The organism is Nocardioides sambongensis (assembly GCF_006494815.1).
Lineage (GTDB): Bacteria > Actinomycetota > Actinomycetes > Propionibacteriales > Nocardioidaceae > Nocardioides > Nocardioides sambongensis.
On record NZ_CP041091.1, the window covers coordinates 3,712,631 to 3,729,283 of the forward strand.

15 protein-coding genes are annotated in these 16,653 nt (G+C 73.2%); 12 read left to right on the top strand and 3 right to left on the bottom strand.

All coding sequences use genetic code 11. The annotated features are described in order from the left end of the window. Window positions 1-54: 54 nt before the first annotated feature. Entirely contained in the window at window positions 55-1,386 is a 1,332-nt protein-coding gene (gene gdhA / locus FIV43_RS17310) for an NADP-specific glutamate dehydrogenase (protein WP_141016036.1), read from the bottom strand. A gap of 200 nt (window positions 1,387-1,586) precedes the next feature. Here gdhA and FIV43_RS17315 point away from each other — a divergent pair, with 200 nt between their 5' ends. From FIV43_RS17315 to FIV43_RS17345, 8 genes are all read left to right on the top strand, one after another. Then, window positions 1,587-3,674, top strand: a complete 2,088-nt coding sequence (locus FIV43_RS17315) for a molybdopterin oxidoreductase family protein (RefSeq protein WP_141015132.1) — start codon at window positions 1,587-1,589, stop codon at window positions 3,672-3,674. Between the two features lie 137 nt (window positions 3,675-3,811). Next, entirely contained in the window at window positions 3,812-4,840 is a 1,029-nt protein-coding gene (locus FIV43_RS17320) for a hypothetical protein (protein ID WP_141015133.1), read from the top strand. Between the two features lie 155 nt (window positions 4,841-4,995). Then, the gene (locus tag FIV43_RS17325) at window positions 4,996-6,543 is read left to right on the top strand and encodes an FAD-dependent oxidoreductase (protein WP_141015134.1); all 1,548 of its coding nucleotides are present in this window, start codon (window positions 4,996-4,998) and stop codon (window positions 6,541-6,543) included. 3 nt (window positions 6,544-6,546) lie between these two features. Continuing rightward, window positions 6,547-8,418, top strand: coding sequence for a nitrite reductase large subunit NirB (gene nirB, locus FIV43_RS17330; RefSeq protein ID WP_231123485.1), 1,872 nt, complete (start codon window positions 6,547-6,549; stop codon window positions 8,416-8,418). Further along, entirely contained in the window at window positions 8,415-9,143 is a 729-nt protein-coding gene (locus FIV43_RS22760) for a nitrite reductase large subunit (RefSeq protein WP_231123486.1), read from the top strand. Before nirB ends, FIV43_RS22760 begins: the two co-directional genes overlap by 4 nt. Further along, window positions 9,140-9,550, top strand: coding sequence for a nitrite reductase small subunit NirD (nirD, locus tag FIV43_RS17335; protein ID WP_331251032.1), 411 nt, complete (start codon window positions 9,140-9,142; stop codon window positions 9,548-9,550). The genes FIV43_RS22760 and nirD overlap by 4 nt, the downstream gene beginning before the upstream one ends. Then, window positions 9,547-10,659 carry a uroporphyrinogen-III synthase gene (locus tag FIV43_RS17340; protein WP_141015135.1) on the top strand — a complete coding sequence of 371 codons (1,113 nt, stop codon included), beginning with the start codon at window positions 9,547-9,549 and terminating at the stop codon, window positions 10,657-10,659. The genes nirD and FIV43_RS17340 overlap by 4 nt, the downstream gene beginning before the upstream one ends. Window positions 10,660-10,745: 86 nt before the next feature. Then, complete coding sequence (locus FIV43_RS17345) at window positions 10,746-11,345, top strand: sirohydrochlorin chelatase (protein WP_181407562.1); 600 nt, start codon at window positions 10,746-10,748, stop codon at window positions 11,343-11,345. Window positions 11,346-11,432: 87 nt separating this feature from the next. Here the strand turns inward: FIV43_RS17345 and FIV43_RS17350 are convergent, their stop codons facing one another. After that, window positions 11,433-12,533, bottom strand: a complete 1,101-nt coding sequence (locus FIV43_RS17350) for a sugar diacid recognition domain-containing protein (protein ID WP_181407563.1) — start codon at window positions 12,531-12,533, stop codon at window positions 11,433-11,435. Between the two features lie 151 nt (window positions 12,534-12,684). On the opposite strand from FIV43_RS17350, the gene FIV43_RS17355 reads away from it, so the two are divergent. The 3 genes from FIV43_RS17355 to FIV43_RS21690 are packed head-to-tail and all read left to right on the top strand — an operon-like array spanning window position 12,685 to window position 15,253. After that, a complete protein-coding gene (locus FIV43_RS17355; RefSeq protein WP_141015138.1) occupies window positions 12,685-14,058 on the top strand; it encodes a GntP family permease in 1,374 nt (457 codons plus the stop codon). Between the two features lie 32 nt (window positions 14,059-14,090). Next, window positions 14,091-15,113 carry a glycerate kinase gene (locus tag FIV43_RS17360; RefSeq protein ID WP_196780872.1) on the top strand — a complete coding sequence of 341 codons (1,023 nt, stop codon included), beginning with the start codon at window positions 14,091-14,093 and terminating at the stop codon, window positions 15,111-15,113. Then, window positions 15,110-15,253, top strand: coding sequence for a hypothetical protein (locus FIV43_RS21690; protein WP_196780873.1), 144 nt, complete (start codon window positions 15,110-15,112; stop codon window positions 15,251-15,253). The genes FIV43_RS17360 and FIV43_RS21690 overlap by 4 nt, the downstream gene beginning before the upstream one ends. Here FIV43_RS21690 and FIV43_RS17365 read toward each other — a convergent pair. Further along, complete coding sequence (locus tag FIV43_RS17365) at window positions 15,226-15,693, bottom strand: Rrf2 family transcriptional regulator (RefSeq protein WP_141015139.1); 468 nt, start codon at window positions 15,691-15,693, stop codon at window positions 15,226-15,228. The genes FIV43_RS21690 and FIV43_RS17365 overlap by 28 nt on opposite strands. Window positions 15,694-15,772: 79 nt before the next feature. Here FIV43_RS17365 and FIV43_RS17370 point away from each other — a divergent pair, with 79 nt between their 5' ends. Continuing rightward, on the top strand, window positions 15,773-16,627 hold the full coding sequence (locus FIV43_RS17370) for an NAD(P)H-binding protein (protein WP_141015140.1): 855 nt from the start codon (window positions 15,773-15,775) through the stop codon (window positions 16,625-16,627). The last annotated feature ends 26 nt before the right edge of the window (window positions 16,628-16,653 follow it).

The window sequence follows — 16,653 nt, forward strand, 5'->3', positions numbered from 1 at the left end:
TTGCCCCAGATCTCGACCAATCCGAATGGGGCGCCCTCAGACCGCCACCACCGCTCAGATCACCCCGAGCGCCAGCATCGCGTCGGCCACCTTGATGAAGCCGCCGATGTTGGCGCCCGCGGCGTAGTTGCCGGGCGCGCCGTAGGCGTCGGCGGTCTCCAGGCAGCGGGCGTGGATGCCGATCATGATCTGCTCGAGCCGCTCCTCGGTGTGCGCGAAGGACCAGGAGTCGCGCGAGGCGTTCTGCTGCATCTCCAGCGCACTGGTCGCAACGCCGCCGGCGTTGGCGGCCTTGCCCGGAGCGAACGTCACGCCGGCGTCGGCGAAGACCCGGACCGCGTCGGGGGTGCACGGCATGTTGGCACCCTCGGCCACCACGGCGCAGCCGTTGCCGACCAGGGCCACGGCGTGCTTCTCGTCCAGCTCGTTCTGGGTGGCGCAGGGCAGCGCGATGTCGCACGGCACGTCCCACACCGCGCCGTCGGTGACGAACCGGGCGCTGCCGCCGCGGGCCTCGGCGTAGGCGGAGATCCGCTCGCGACGGACCTCCTTGACCTCCTTGAGCAGGTCGAGGTCGATGCCGGCCTCGTCGACGACGTAGCCGCTGGAGTCGGAGCAGGCGATCACCCGGCCGCCGAGCGCGGCGACCTTCTCCGCGGCGTGGATCGCGACGTTGCCGGAGCCGGAGACGACCACGGACTTGCCGTCGAAGGAGTCGCCGGCGTTCTTGAGGATCTCGTTGGCGAAGTAGACGGTGCCGTAGCCGGTGGCCTCGGTGCGGACCAGCGACCCGCCCCAGCTGATCCCCTTGCCGGTCAGCACCCCGGACTCGTAGCGGTTGGTGATCCGCTTGTACTGCCCGAACAGGTAGCCGATCTCGCGGCCGCCGACGCCGATGTCGCCGGCCGGTACGTCGGTGTACTCCCCGATGTGCCGGTAGAGCTCGGTCATGAAGGACTGGCAGAACCGCATGATCTCGGCGTCGCTGCGGCCCTTCGGGTCGAAGTCGGAGCCGCCCTTGCCGCCCCCGATCGGCATCCCGGTCAGCGCGTTCTTGAAGATCTGCTCGAAGCCGAGGAACTTCACGATGCCGAGGTAGACCGACGGGTGGAAGCGCAGGCCGCCCTTGTAGGGGCCGAGCGTGGAGTTGAACTCCACCCGGAAGCCGCGGTTGAGCTGCACCTGACCAGCGTCGTCGACCCACGGGACCCGGAAGATGATCTGTCGCTCCGGCTCGCATATCCGACGGATGATCCCCGCGTCGGTGTATTCCGGGTGCCGGGCGACCACCGGGCCGAGGCTGTCCAGCAGCTCGCGGGTGGCCTGGTGGAACTCTGCCTCGCCGGGGTTGCGGCCGAGGATCTCGTCGTAGATCGGCTGCAGCATGGGGTTGAGGGCGGTCACGGTGCATCTCCTTCGGATCCGTCGCGTGCCGGGAGTCCGGGGCGCGACGCCCCACGGTCTCACCCGACGTCGGGCCCGCGCCCCACGGGTCTCGGTCGACCCCGTGAGGCTGTGAGGACTCGTTGACCCCCTGTGCGACCGCCGATCAGCGCGGCGAAACCTCCCCGGGTTCCCATCGGGGTATGACCCTTCCGGCCACCGAGACGCACTGCCCGTACTGCTCCCTGCAGTGCGGGATGAAGGTCGCCCGCAAGGGCCGGGCCGGGATCGAGACCCAGGCCTGGGCGGAGTTCCCGGTCAACGCCGGGGCGATGTGCCGCAAGGGGTGGACCGCCGGCGAGCTGCGCGGCAGCCGGGACCGGATCACCACCCCGATGGTGCGCGACCGCAGCACCGGCGAGCTGCGCGCGGCCGAGTGGGACGAGGCGCTGGACCTGATCGCCGCCCGGGTCCGCTCGCTGCAGGCCGAGCACGGCGACGACGCGGTCGGGGTCTTCGGCGGCGGCGGGTTGACCAACGAGAAGGCCTACCAGCTCGGCAAGTTCGCCCGGGTCGCGCTGCGCACCAGCCAGATCGACTACAACGGCCGGTGGTGCATGAGCTCGGCGGCCAGCGCCGGCAACCAGGCCTTCGGTATCGACCGGGGGCTGCCGTTCCCGCTCGCCGACGTCGAGGAGACCGACGTGGTGGTGCTGGTCGGTTCCAACCTCGCCGAGACGATGCCGCCGGCCGCGCGCCACCTGGACCGGCTGCGCGAGCGCGGCGGCAAGGTCGTCGTGATCGACCCCCGGCTCACCTCCACCGCCGAGCGGGCCGACCTCTTCCTGCAGCCGGTGCCGGGCACCGACCTCGCCCTGGCGCTCGGCGTGCTGCACCTGCTCGACGCGCGCGGGGCCGTCGACGAGGCCTACATCGCCGAGCGCACCACCGGCTTCGACGCCGTACGACGCGACGCCGCCGCGTGGTGGCCCGAGCGCGTCGAGCGGACCAGCGGCGTCACCACCGACGAGCTGCGCACCCTGGTCGACCTGCTCGCCGACACCGCCGCGGACGGCGGCCGGGTGATGGTGCTGACCGCGCGGGGCGCCGAGCAGCACGCCCAGGGCACGGCCACCGTGCTGGGTTGGATCAACGTCGCCCTCGCGCTGGGGATGCCCGGTCGGCCCGCCGCCGGCTACGGCTGCCTGACCGGGCAGGGCAACGGCCAGGGCGGCCGCGAGCACGGCCAGAAGGCCGACCAGCTCCCCGGCTATCGGATGATCGACGACCCCGCCGCCCGTGCCCACGTGGCCGGCGTGTGGGGGGTCGATCCCGACAGCCTGCCCGGCAAGGGCCGGTCGGCCTACGAGCTGCTCGATGCCCTCGGCACCGACGACGGCCCGAAGGCGCTGCTCGTCTTCGGCTCCAACATCGTGGTCTCCGCGCCGCGCGCCACCCACGTCACCGAGCGGCTGGAGGCGCTGGACCTGCTCGTCGTCGCCGACCTGGTGATGTCGGAGACCGCGGCGCTGGCCGACGTGGTGCTGCCGATCACCCAGTGGGCCGAGGAGAGCGGCACGATGACCAACCTCGAGGGCCGGGTGATCCTGCGCCAGCAGGCGATCACCCCGCCGAGCGGGGTGCGCAGCGACCTCGACATCATCGCCGGACTGGCCGAGCGGCTCGCGGCGCCGATCCCGTTCTCCACCGACCCCGAGGAGATCTTCGTCGAGCTGGGGCGCGCCTCGGCCGGTGGCAAGGCCGACTACTCCGGCATCAGCTATGCCCGGATCGTCGAGGAGAAGGGCGTCTTCTGGCCCTGCCCGGCGACCGCCGCCGGCGAGCCGGACCACCCCGGCACCCCCCGGATGTTCGCCGACTCCTTCGCCACCCCGGACGGTCGCGCGCGGTTCCTGGTGCCGACCTTCGCCGGGGCGGCGGAGCAGCCGGACGCTGAGTATCCGGTGCACCTGACCACCGGCCGGGTGCTCGGCCATTACCAGTCCGGCGCGCAGACCCGGCGGATCCGCTCGCTGCCCGACGAAGGGGCGTTCATCGAGCTGCACCCGATGCTGGCGGACCGGATCGGCGCGCACGACGGGGAGCAGGTGCTGCTGCGCACCCGCCGCGGGGAGATGAAGGCGCCCGCCCGGGTGGTCACCACCATCCGCCCCGACACGGTTTTCGTCCCGTTCCACTGGGTCGGCGCCAACCGGCTCACCAACGACGCGCTCGACCCGTCCAGCCGGATGCCGGAGTTCAAGGTGTGCGCCGCGCAGATCCTGGTGTGAGCGCCCACGACGAGGAGGTGGTCGTTCCCGAGCAACAGGAGCAGCCACTTCCTCGGCGTCGCCAAGGGGTGTGGAAGAGCCGCACACGAGAGTGAGTCTTCGGCGACGCTGGCCGGGTGAGGAAGCGGACCCGGCACATGAGTCCACCTGCCGTGGACCGACGCCGGCCCGGGCTGGTGTGGCCGGTCGCCATCGATCCCGCCGGCATCACCGGGCCGACGCGTGCGCAGGCGCGCGGTCCGCACTGGAGGCGCGACGCCCAGGGGCTCTACCTCCCGACCGGTCTCGACCCCGATCTCGCGACCGACCAGCGGATCGTCACCGCTGCCGCAGCCGCGCCGGAGGGAAGCGCCGTGACCGGGTGGGCCGCCCTGCGCTGGGCCGGGGTCCGGTTCCTCGACGGCACGGCGCAACGCCGGCCGCTTCCGGTTCCGGTCGCCGCCCCGGCCTCCGCCTATGCCGGGCGGCCGGGGACGCTGGTCAGCACGGCCGACCACCTGCGCCGGGAGACGGTCGAGATCGACGGGCTGACGGTGGGCTCCGCGGCGTCCGCGACCGCGTTCGAGGTGATGCGCGCGACGACCCTGGTCCAGGCGGTCGCCGTGATCGATCGGGTCGCGGCCGCCGACCTGGCCTCCCTGGATGAACTGCGCGCGTTTCGGAGGACGCTGCAGGGGCTGCGTAACGTCCGACGCCTGGACCGTGCGCTGGAGCATGCGGTCGAGAACTGCTGGTCGCCGATGGAGACGGTGCTCCGGATGTGCTGGCACGAACGTGGCATCACCAACGTGGTCTGCAATCGCCCGGTGTTCGCGTTGGACGGCACGTTCCTCGGTACGCCCGACGTCCTCGACCTCGACACCGGCACGGCCGCTGAGTACGACGGGGCGCTCCACCTCGCCGGACGGCAGCGGGCCACGGACATCCGGCGCGAGGCGACGTTCCGGCGAGCCGGCCTGGAATACGTCGAGATGGTCGCCGCCGATCTGCCCGACCCCGGTGGCTTCCTGCAACGCACCGACGACGCCCGCCGCCGTGCTGCCGGGCTGGTGCGTGGGTGGACGCTCACACCGCCACCGTGGTGGGTGCAGACGCACGCCGTCGCGCTCCGACGCGGCCTGGAGCCCCGGCAGCGGGCGCGGTTCCTTCGATGGCAGGCCAGCTGACGTCCACGCCGAGGATGTGGCTGCTCCGCGGTCGTGGGAGCAACCACTTCCTCGGGCTCGCCGTGAGCGTCACGGTGAGGCCGTGAGGAGTAGTTGACACTTTCGTGTAACACACGACCCGGGGCACGAAACGTCCTCCGCGTTCCATGGTGGTCATGACCGAGAGCCCCCGCCCCGAGGAGTCGCGACCGCGGCTCGTCGTCGTCGGCTCCGGCATGGCCGCCACCCGCCTGGTCGAGGAGCTGGTGCTCCGCGGGGCGCACACCACGCACCGGATCACGGTGCTCGGCGACGAGCCGGTGGCGCCGTACAACCGGATCCTGCTCTCCGCCGTGCTCGAGGGCACCCACCGCCCCGAGGCGCTCACCCTCCGCAGCACCGAGTGGTACGACGACCACGGCATCACGCTCCACCTCGACGCCCGGGTGCTCGGCGTCGACCCCGCGCGCCGCGACGTGATGCTCGTCGACGGCACCCTGGTCGACTACGACACCCTGGTGCTGGCCACCGGGTCGATCCCGGCGCTGCCGCCGATCCGCGGCCTGGTCCGGATGGACGGCTCGCTGCACCCGGCGGTGCACGCCTTCCGCTCCCTGGCCGAGTGCGAACGACTGCTCGGGGCGATCGCCGAGACCGACCCCGACGGCCGGCCGGTCAACCGGCGCGCGGTCGTCGTCGGCGGCGGGTTGCTCGGGCTCCAGGTCGCCCGGGCGCTGGGCACCCGCGGGCTCGACACCGAGATCGTCGAGGGCGCCGACCACCTGCTGCACCGCCAGATCGACACCGCGGCCGGACGGATCATCGCCCGCGACCTGAAGAGGCTGGGCGTGGCCGTCTACACCGGCGCCCGGGCTGTTCGGCTCAACGACGCGCCGAGCAGCCCGGTGCAGAGCCCCGTCGGCGCGGTGAAGGTGGTCGACCCGCTGCCCAGCAACCCGGGCCGGGTGGCGCTCCGCCTGGACAACGGGTTCACCCTGGACGCCGACCTGGTGGTGCTCACCGCCGGCGGACGCCCGTCCACCGCGCTGGCCCGCGGCGCCGGGCTCGAGGTCCGCCGCGGCATCGTCGTCGACGACCGGCTGACCACCTCCGACCCGCACATCCACGCGATCGGCGACTGCGTCCAGCACGACGGCCGGGTGACCGGCTTCGTGCCGCCCGCCTGGGAGCAGGCCGGGGTGCTGGCCGAGGTGCTGGTCGGCGAGCCCGCCAAGTACGACGGCAGCCGGCTGGTCGCCCGACTGCGTGCCACCGACCTGGACGTGGCCGTGCTCGGCGACGCCGCCGCCGAGATCGAGGCCGGTGGCGAGGTCGTCGAGGTGTCCAACCCGATCGCCGGGTCGCACCGCCGCCTGGTGGTGCGCGAGGGCCGGATCGTCGCAGCCACCCTGGTCGGCGACCTGGCCCGGGTCGGCCTGATCACCCAGCACTTCGACCGGGGCACCGTCCTCGGTCCCGCCGAGCCGGGCAACCTGCTGATGCCCGAACGCACCGTCTCCGCGGGCAGCGCCGCCCGCGCCCTGCCCGATGACGCCGAGGTCTGCGCCTGTGCCGGCGTCAGCGCCGGTCGGATCCGGGCCTGCTCCTCGCTCGAGGAGGTCCGCGACACCACGCGCGCCACCACCGGATGCGGCGGTTGCGCGAGCACGGTCCGCGACCTCCTCGGCGACCAGGCCCTGGTCTCCACTGCGAAAGGAAACTGATCCATGTCCCTGCACCTGAGGAAGCAGCTCGTCGTGGTGGGCCACGGGATGGTCGGCCACCGTTTCGTCCAGGCCGCGATCGAGCGTGGCCTGACCGAGACCTACGACATCATCGTGCTCGGCGAGGAGCCGCGGCCGGCGTACGACCGGGTGGCGCTCACCTCGTTCTTCGAGCTCGGCGCGGAGGCCCTCTCCTTCCTGCCGGGCGGGGTCTACGAGGACCCGCGGGTCACCCTGCGGCTCGGCGCCGAGGTGACCGCCCTGGACGCCGACGCGCAGACGATCACCCTCGCCGACGGCGAGACCCTGGCCTACGACGAGCTGGTGCTGGCCACCGGCGCCGCGCCGTTCGTGCCGCCGGTGCCCGGCAAGGACCTCGGCAACGTCTTCGTCTACCGCACCATCGAGGACCTCGAGGCGATCCGCGAGGCGGCGGCCGGCGCCACCGCCGGAGCGGTGATCGGCGGCGGCCTGCTCGGCCTGGAGGCGGCCAACGCGCTGCACCAGCTCGGGGTGCAGACCCACGTGGTGGAGATGGCGCCGCGGCTGATGGCGGTGCAGATCGACGACGCCGGCGGCGCCACCCTGAAGCGGCACATCACCGAGCTCGGCCTCACCGTGCACACCGGCGTGATGACCGAGCTGATCGACGGCGACGCGGACGGCAAGGTCTCGGGCATCAAGTTCAAGGACGAGGACACGCTGCCGCTGGACATCGTGATCTTCTCCGCCGGCATCCGTCCGCGCGACCTGGTCGCCCGCGAGGCCGGCCTGGAGGTCGCCGAGCGCGGCGGCGTGCTGGTCGACGAGCAGTGCCGGTCCTCGGTCGCCAACATCTGGGCGATCGGCGAGTGCGCCGCTCCGGGCGGCCGGATGTACGGCCTGGTCGCGCCGGGCTACACGATGGCCGAGGTCGTCGTGGACACGCTGCTCGGCGGCGCCGCCGGCTCCTTCACCGGCGCCGACATGTCAACCAAGCTCAAGCTGCTCGGTGTCGACGTCGCCTCCTTCGGCGACGCCTTCGCCACCACCCCGGACTCCCTCGAGCTGGTCTTCTCCGACGCGGTCGCCGGCGTCTACAAGAAGCTGGTGGTCGCGGAGAACGCGACCGGAGCCTTCGAGCTGCTCGGCGGCATCCTGGTCGGCGACGCCAGCGCCTACGGCGTGCTCCGCCCGATGGTGGGCAGCGGGATGGAGCTGCCGGACAACCCCGAGGAGCTGATCCTCCCGGCCAGCCGGGGCGGCGTGGAGCTGGGCCTCCCGGACAGCGCCCAGGTCTGCTCGTGCAACAACGTGACCAAGGCCGAGATCGTCGCCGCCGTCTCCGACGAGGCCACGCACTTCGAGGGCGGCCCGTGCGGCGACGCCGGCTGCGTCACCAAGTGCACCAAGGCCGGCGCCACCTGCGGCTCCTGCAAGACCGTGGTGAAGAAGATCGTCGAGGACCACTTCGCCGCGGTCGGCAAGACCGTGGACAAGTCGCTGTGCCAGCACATCCCGATGACGCGCGCCGAGCTCTTCGAGGTGATCGCGATCCACGGCTACACCCGCTTCGACGACATCATCGCCGGCCACGGCAGCGGCCGCGGCTGCGACATCTGCAAGCCGGCGATCGCCTCGATCCTGGCCAGCCTGCTCAACCACCACGTCCTGGAGGGCGGCAACCGCACGCTGCAGGACACCAACGACGCCTACCTGGCCAACATCCAGAAGAACGGCACCTACTCCGTCGTGCCGCGGATCCCCGGTGGCGAGATCACCCCGGAGAAGCTGATCGTGATCGGCGAGGTGGCCAAGGACTTCGGGCTCTACACCAAGATCACCGGGGCCAGCGGATCGACCTGTTCGGCGCCCGGCTGGAGGACCTGCCGGTGATCTGGAAGCGGCTGGTCGACGCGGGCTTCGAGTCGGGCCACGCCTACGGGAAGTCGCTGCGCACGGTGAAGTCCTGCGTCGGGTCGACCTGGTGCCGCTACGGCGTACAGGACTCGGTCGGTCTCGCCATCGAGCTGGAGCTGCGCTACCGCGGGCTGCGCTCACCGCACAAGCTCAAGGGCGGGGTCTCCGGGTGCGCCCGCGAGTGCGCGGAGGCCCGCAGCAAGGACTTCGGCGTGATCGCCACCGAGAAGGGCTGGAACCTCTACGTCGGCGGCAACGGCGGCGCCACCCCGGCCCACGCCCAGCTCCTCGCCGGCGACCTGGACACCCCCACCCTGATCCGCTACCTGGACCGGTTCCTCATGTACTACATCCGCACCGCCGACCGGCTGCAGCGCACGGCGCCGTGGGTGGACAGCCTGGACGGTGGCCTGGAGCGGGTCCGCGAGGTCGTCGTCGACGACGTGCTCGGGCTCGGTTCGGAGCTGGAGGAGGCGATGAGCAAGCACGTCGACTCCTACTTCGACGAGTGGAAGGCGACCGTGGAGGACCCGGCCAAGCTGGAGCGCTTCGTCTCCTTCGTCAACGCCCCCGGCACCCCCGACCCCAACATCTCGTTCCGCGACGAGCGCGGACAGATCGCGCCCGCGGTGGCCGACGGCCCGGTCGCGGTCGGCCCGGTCGAGCTCGGCGCGACGATCCCGGTGGGAGGCCCCCGATGACCGCGACGGAGACCGGTGCTCGGGCGAACGGCACGATGGGGGAGGACAGGGTGGAGAACGGCACCGTGGTCTGCCCGCTCACCCGGATCGAGGTCGAGGGCGGCGTGGCCGCGCTGGTGGACGGCGAGGCGGTCGCGGTCTTCCGCACCTTCGAGGACGAGGTTTACGCCCTCTCCAACTACGATCCCTTCTCGAGGGCATCGGTCCTCTCCCGCGGCATCGTCGGCACCCGCACCATCGACGGCGTCGAGGTGCCGTTCGTGGCGAGCCCGATGCACAAGCAGGCCTTCGACCTGCGGACCGGGCGCTGCCTCGACGAGGAGTCGGTGACCGTGACGACGTACGACGTCCACGTCGTCGACGGCCAGGTGATCGTCGGCCGACGACGGGAGAGCGGGGCAGGGTGACCGAGCAGCCGTTGGCCGGCTTCCGGATCGGGGTGACCGCGGCCCGGCGCGCCGAGGAGCAGGTGAACCTGCTGGAGCGCCGTGGTGCTGTGGTGCTGCACGCACCGGCGCTCTCCGTCGACCCCAACCAGATCGACGAGGTCGCGCTGCGCGCGGCCACCGAGCAGGTGCTCACCCAGCCGGTCGACATCTTCGTCGCCAACACCGGCATCGGGATGAAGTCGTGGCTCACCGCCGCCGAGCGGTGGGGCCTGGGCGAGAAGCTGGTCGCCCACCTGGGCACCGCCGAGATCCTGGCCCGGGGTCCGAAGAGCGTCGGCGCGCTGCGCCGGTTCGGGCTGCGCGAGCTGTGGGCGCCGGAGTCGGAGAAGTTCGAGGACGTGCTCGACCACCTGCGCCGCCGGGACCTGACCGGGAAGCGGATCGTGGTGCAGGAGCACGGGCAGTCGCTGTCGATGGCGGCGCACGCGCTGCGTCGTAGCGGTGCCGTGGTGACCACGGTCGCCGTCTACCGGGTGGAGGGCGCCGACGACCCCGAGCCGATCTTCGGCCTGATCGAGGAGATCGCCGCCCGCCGGGTGGACGCGGTCACCTTCACCGCGGCGCCGGCGGTCGCGGCGCTGATGGAGGCCGCCGTCTCCACCGGCCACCGCGACGAGGTGATCACCGCCTTCCAGGCCGACGTGATCGCCTCCTGCGTCGGGCCGGTGACCGCTGCCGCCTTCGAGATGTGGGGGGTGCCCTCGATCTATCCCGAGCGCTCCCGGCTGGCCGCGATGGTCAAGCAGCTCGAGGTCGAGCTGCCCTCCCGCGCCGGCGGTACGACGCTGGAGGTGGCCGGCCACACGCTGCTGCTGCACGGCGAGGACGTCCTGCTCGACGGGGTCGAGGTGAAGCTCTCCCCGGCGCCGCTCGCGGTGCTGCAGGCGCTGCTGGTCAACCCGGGCACGGTGGTGGCCCGTCGCGACCTGCTCGCCGCTCTGCCCTCGGGCACCGCCGGCTCCGAGCACGCGGTGGAGATGGCCGTCGCGCGGCTGCGCGCGGCGATGGGGACCCGCTGCATCCAGACCGTGGTGAAGCGCGGCTACCGGCTGGCGGTGACCGGATGAGCGCCCCAGCACGTCCCCCGCTTCCCCCGATGCGGTCCTCCCCCGGACCGCGCGGCGGGGACCACCCCGCGAGGACCCCGCACCTGGTGACGATCGCGCACGGCACCCGGACGGCGGTCGGCAACACCGTGGCCCGGGCGATCACCGACGCGGCCGCCGAGCGCCTGGGCTGGTCCGCGACCGCCTCGTACGTCGAGCTGTGCGCCCCGCTCTTCGCCGACGTCGTCGCCGCGTGCGAGCTGCCCGCCGACGGACCGGTGGTGGCGGTGCCGCTGCTGCTGTCGGTGGGGGTGCACGTGCGCCAGGACCTGCCCGGCGCGGTCCGGGACGCCGGTCGCGACGACGTGGTGCTCGGTGGCGCCCTCGGCCCCGACCCGCTGCTGGCCGCCGCGCAGGCGGACCGGCTGCGCGGCGCCGGGGCGCGTCCCGGGCAGCCGGTGGTGCTGGTCGCGGCCGGGTCGTCGGACCCGGACGCACTCGCCGACCTCGACGCGGCCGCCGGTCACCTGGCGCACGCGTGGGGTGCGCCGGTGCGGGTGGCCACCCTCACCGGGCTCGGCCCGCGGGTGGAGCAGGTGGTGCGGCGGGGGACGCGGTGTCGCCGTACCTGCTGGCGACCGGACACTTCCACCGCCGGCTCGCCACGGTGGCACAGGAGGCGGGCGCAGTGGTGGTGGCGGACGTGATCGGCCCGCACCCGTGCGTCGTCGAGCTGGTCGTCGAGCGGGCCTGGGCGCAGGCGGGGCGGATCGGGCTGCGCGCGAGCGCCTGAGCTAGGTGTTGTCGCCGGTGCCGGCGAGCAAGGGCCCCAGGTAGAGCTGGAGCAGGTGGGGCACCCGGCGGAGGTCGAGGCCGGTGATCGCCTCGATCCGGGCCAGCCGCCCGCGCAGGGTGTTGCGGTGCACGTGGAGGGCGGCCGCGCAGTCGCCGGGGTGCAGGTCGTGCTCGATCCAGGCGCGCAGGGTGGTCCGCAGCTCGCCGTGCCGGTCGGCGGCGAGGAGCGCCCGCCACGGCGCGGAGACGGCGTCGGCGCGCCGGTCGCCGCGCAGGCCGCAGAGCAGCGCCACGAACGGCAGGTCGCGTACGTCGTACAGCTCGTCGGCGAGGTGGGAGACGGCGAGCGTGTCGAGGGCGGCGAGCCAGGCCTGGCGGAGGCCGTCCTCGCCACCGAAGGCGTCGCTCTCCGCGGCGACCAGCGCGGTGGGGTGCGCGGTGATCGCCTGCCGGACCTCGGCGCCGCTGCGCGAGGAGTCGGCAGGCCACCAGACGGCGAGCTCGTCGGTGCGGCTGCGGGTGTGCAGCACGTCGGGGAGGTGTCCGACGGTCCACTGAACGGTGCGGACCGCCTCGGTGCCGTGGTCGTCGGCCGGCCGGACGACGGCACAGTGACGGGGGAGGTCGAGGTCGACGCCCAGGTCGGCGGCGCGCCGGCGCGCCGGGGCGTGGTCGACGCGGCCCTCGAGGATCTCGACGAGCAGGTCGTCGCGGTCCTGCTGCAGCCGCTGCCCGCTCTCCAGCTCGCCGGACTGCTCCAGGATCAGCTCGGCGGTGACCCGGATCAGGTCGGCCAGCACCTGCACCTCCTCGGGCGCCCCGGAGATGCCGACCACGCCGACCACCGCGCCGCGGTGGTGCAGCGGCACGTTCACGCCCGGCTGGACGCCGCGCAGCGGGTGCGCCTCGGCGGCCTCGATGGCGACGACCCGGTCGCCCTGGGCGGCGACGAGGGCGCCCTCGTGCTGGTGCCGGAGCCGGTCCGGGTCGCTGCTGGCCAGGATCACGCCGCGCTCGCTCATCACGTTCACGTTGCGCCCGATCACGGTGCTGGTGCGCTCGACGATCCGCTGCGCGACGTCGGCGGTCAGGGGGTTCACGTGCCCAGTATCCCGCTCGGCGTGTGCATCTGACCAGTGTGTGCGTGCCGGTGTAGCGCCGTGCTGGGCACCTGCACGTGGCGGTCGTCTCGTGTCGGGCGGGATAGTGGGTCGGTCGTCGTCGGGACGGCGGTGCAGCCGAGGAGGTCCTATGTCCGACGTGTTCGTGCTGGTCGGGGTCGTGGTGGCCCTGGTGCTGGCGGCGAGTGTGCTGAAGCTGCACCCGTTCGCGGCGCTGCTGCTCGCGGCGCTGTTCGGCGGGATGGCCTTCGGTCTGCCGCTGCTCGACGACGGCGACACCCTCGGCCTGGTCTCGGTGATCACCACCGGGTTCGGCGCGACCCTCGGATCGATCGGGCTGGTGATCATCCTCGGCACCGTGATCGGGGTGATCCTGGACAAGTCCGGCGCGGCGATCACGATGGCCGACTGGATCGTCAGACGGATCGGTCAGCGCTATCCGACGGTGACGATGACGGTGATCGGCTACATCGTGTCGATCCCGGTGTTCTGCGACTCCGGCTACGTCATCCTCAACTCGCTCAAGGAGTCGATGGCCACCCGCAACCGGGTCTCCCCGGTCGCGATGTCGGTGGCCCTGGCCACCGGCCTGTTCGCGACGCACACCCTGGTCCCGCCGACCCCCGGGCCGATCGCCGCGGCCGGCAACCTGGGCCTCAGCGACCAGCTCGGCCTGGTCATCGCCGTCGGCCTGCCGCTGGCCGTGGTGGCCGCGATCGCGGGCAACCTGTGGGCACGGCGCTTCCGCGACGTGCAGCCCGACGGCATCGCCGCGGAGGACGTGGAGGAGCGGATCGCGGCGTTCGGGCGGCTGCGCGACGAGCTCGGCACGCTGCCGGGGGCCACCGCCTCGTTCGCCCCGATCTTCGTGCCGCTGCTGCTGATCATGCTCGGCTCGATCGCGGCGTACCCGACCGAGCCGCTGGGCGACAACGTCGTCGTGGACGCGCTGCGATTCGTCGGGCAGCCGGTGATCGCGCTCCTGGTGGGCCTGGTCTGTGCGCTCACCCTGCTGCCGCGGGCCGGCTTCATGGACCGGCTCAACGAGCGGATCTCCGACGGCATCCTCGCCGCGGCGCCGATCCTGCTGATCACCGGTGCCGGTGGTGCCTTCGGCGCGGTCATCAAGGCCACCCCGGTCGGCACCTACCTCGGGGAGCAGCTCTCCGGACTCGGGATCGGCGTCTTCGTTCCCTTCCTGATCGCCGCCGCGCTGAAGACCGCGCAGGGCTCGTCGACGGTGGCGCTGGTCACCACCTCGGTGCTGGTGGCGCCGTTGCTGGGCGAGCTCGGCCTGGACAGCGACTTCGGCCGGGTGCTGGTCGTGATGGCGATCGGCGCGGGTGCGATGGTCGTGTCCCACGCGAACGACAGCTACTTCTGGGTGGTCAGCCAGTTCAGCCGGATGAGCGTGAAGCAGGCGTACGCCGCGCAGACTGCCGCCACCGCGCTGCAGGGTCTCGCCACCATCGCCGTGGTCTTCGTCCTCTCCCTGTTCGTCTGACCGGGCTCCGGCGGAGAGGGATCGTCGTGCGCGTGCTGATCGCCCCGGACTCGTTCAAGGGCAGCCTCTCCAGCCCGGAGGTGGCGGCCGCGATCGAGCGGGGGTGGCTGCGCGGCGACCCGGAGGCGACCTGCGTCCGGGTCCCGCTCGCCGACGGCGGTGAGGGCACCGTCCGGGCGCTGGTGGACGCCACCGACGGGCGGCTGGAGACCCGCGCCGTCACCGGCCCTGCGGGGACGCCGGTGGAGGCCGCCTTCGGACTGCTCGGCGGCACCGGCCCGCTCACCGCCGTGGTGGAGGTGGCCGCCGCTTCGGGTCCGCCGCCCGCGGACGCCTCGCCGGAGGACGCCGGGCGGGCGACGTCGTACGGCACCGGTGAGCTGATCGCCGCCGCGCTCGACCTCGGCGCCCGCCGGCTGGTCCTCGGGCTGGGCGGCAGCGCCTGCACCGACGGGGGCGCGGGTCTGCTCCAGGCGCTCGGCGCCCGGTTCGTCGACGCCGACGGCTCCGACCTCGGGTACGGCGGCGCGGCTCTCGGCGATCTCGCCGCCATCGACGTCGCGGGGCTGCACCCGGGGCTGGCGGACTGCGAGGTGGTCGCGGCCTGCGACGTGGACAACCCGCTCACCGGGCCCCGCGGTGCCGCCGCGGTCTTCGGTCCGCAGAAGGGGGCCGACGAGGGGGCGGTCGCCCTGCTCGACGCGCACCTGACGCATCTGGCCGGCCTCGTGGTGGAGCGGTTCGGCGGCGACCCGGAGGTGCCGGGCAGCGGCGCCGCGGGCGGGATCGGCTTCGCGGTGCTGGCGGTGCTCGGGGGCAGCCTGCGCCCCGGGATCGACATCGTCGCGGACGCCGTCGGGCTGGACGACCTGCTGGACGAGCTGCAGGGTGAGGCGGCCCTGGTGCTGACCGGTGAGGGGTGCCTGGACGGGCAGTCGCTGGCGGGCAAGGTGCCGTTCGGGGTGCTGCGCCGGGCCCGGGAGCGGGGTCTGCCGGTGGTCGGGCTGGCCGGGTCGCTCGGCGCGGGGCGGACCAGGTGCTGGAGGCCGGGATGACCGCGGCGTTCAGCGTCACGCCGGGCGTGGCCACCCTCGACGAGGCGCTCGGCTCGGCCGCCGCCAACCTGGAGTGCACGGCCCGGGCACTGGCCGCGGTGTGGTCGGTGGCTCAGCGCTCGACGGCGAGCTCGGCGTAGTCCTCGGCGTCGAAGCCGGCGGTGGCGAGGACGTCGCCGAGGGTGGTCCGGCCCAGCTCGTCGACGATCGCGTTCGTGACGCGCTGGTCGACCTCGGACAGCACGCCCTGGATGGTGGCACCCACCGCACAGGCGGGGTTCGGGCCGTGGATCCCGAGCACCGGGTCGTCGGCCTGGAGCAGCCGCCACACCTGCGCGAGGGTCACCGCTCCGGGTTCGACGGCCAGCTCCCACCCGCCGTGGGCGCCGGCCCGTGAGCGGACCAGCCCGGCTGCGCGGAGGGGACCCAACACCTTGCGCACGTGCACGGGGTTGACCGAGGTGCTGCCGGCCAGCTCCTCCGACCCGACCGGGGTCCGGCGACCGGCGGCGGCGCCGGCCGCCAGGTAGGTCAGCACGTGCACGGCCACCGCGAACTGGGTGTTGGTCGACCTGGCCATACCCCCATCTTGCCTTATTGCCACCATGATGACTACATTCATAACCGTCATCATCACGACTACAGATAGGACCTCGCTCATGACCATCGCCGTCACCGGAGCCTCGGGCCAGCTCGGCCGACTCGTCGCCGACCAGCTCCTCGCCACCATCGACCCCGCCGAGGTCGTCCTGCTCACCCGCGACCCGGCCAACCTCGCCGACTACGCCGAGCGCGGAGCCAGCGTCCGTGCCGCCGACTTCGGCCGGCCGGACGGTCTCGCCGAGGCCCTCGCCGGCGTCGAGCGGATGCTGCTGATCTCCACCGACGCCGTCGGCGCCCGCCTCGAGGGCCACCTGGCCGCGATCGACGCCGCGGCCGCCGCCGGGGTGCAGCACGTCGCCTACACCTCGGTCCCCGAGCCGACCTCCGACAACCCTGCGGCCGTGGTCCCCGACCACGCGGCCACCGAGGAGGCCCTGCGGGCCAGCGGCATGGCGTGGACCATGCTGCGCAACAACCTCTACGCCGAGATGCAGCTCGACACCGTCGCCCAGGCCGCTGCCAGCGGACAGCTGATCACCAACACCGGCGACGCCGGCGCCGCCTACGTGACCCGCGCGGACTGCGCCGCGGTCGCGGTCGGGGTGCTGACCGGCGAGGGGCACCGGGGCAAGGAGTACGACGTGACCGGCCCGGCCGCGGTGACCGCCTCCGACCTGGCCGGGCTCGCGAGCGAGCAGGCAGGTCGTGCCGTCGAAGTGGTCGTCGTCGACGACAACGTCTACGGCGATGGCCTGGTCGCGGGTGGCCTGCCGGCTGCGTGGGCGCCGATGCTGACCTCGTTCGGCGCTGCGATCCGGCTCGGCAAGCTGAGCCGGGTCACCGACGTCGTCCAGACCGTCGGCGGCCGGGCGCCGACCTCCCTGGCCGCCCTGCTGTCCGCCGAGGCCTGAGGCGCGGGTCGAGGCCCGGAGGCACG

Excerpts from the sequence above, each read along its gene's own strand:
- gdhA (WP_141016036.1), bottom strand. The coding sequence starts at position 1,386 with ATGCTGCAGCCGATCTACGACGAGATCCTCGGCCGCAACCCCGGCGAG.
- FIV43_RS17315 (WP_141015132.1), top strand. The coding sequence starts at position 1,587 with ATGACCCTTCCGGCCACCGAGACGCACTGCCCGTACTGCTCCCTGCAG.
- FIV43_RS17320 (WP_141015133.1), top strand. The coding sequence starts at position 3,812 with ATGAGTCCACCTGCCGTGGACCGACGCCGGCCCGGGCTGGTGTGGCCG.
- FIV43_RS17325 (WP_141015134.1), top strand. The coding sequence starts at position 4,996 with ATGACCGAGAGCCCCCGCCCCGAGGAGTCGCGACCGCGGCTCGTCGTC.
- nirB (WP_231123485.1), top strand. The coding sequence starts at position 6,547 with ATGTCCCTGCACCTGAGGAAGCAGCTCGTCGTGGTGGGCCACGGGATG.
- nirD (WP_331251032.1), top strand. The coding sequence starts at position 9,140 with ATGACCGCGACGGAGACCGGTGCTCGGGCGAACGGCACGATGGGGGAG.
- FIV43_RS17355 (WP_141015138.1), top strand. The coding sequence starts at position 12,685 with ATGTCCGACGTGTTCGTGCTGGTCGGGGTCGTGGTGGCCCTGGTGCTG.
- FIV43_RS21690 (WP_196780873.1), top strand. The coding sequence starts at position 15,110 with ATGACCGCGGCGTTCAGCGTCACGCCGGGCGTGGCCACCCTCGACGAG.
- FIV43_RS17365 (WP_141015139.1), bottom strand. The coding sequence starts at position 15,693 with ATGGCCAGGTCGACCAACACCCAGTTCGCGGTGGCCGTGCACGTGCTG.
- FIV43_RS17370 (WP_141015140.1), top strand. The coding sequence starts at position 15,773 with ATGACCATCGCCGTCACCGGAGCCTCGGGCCAGCTCGGCCGACTCGTC.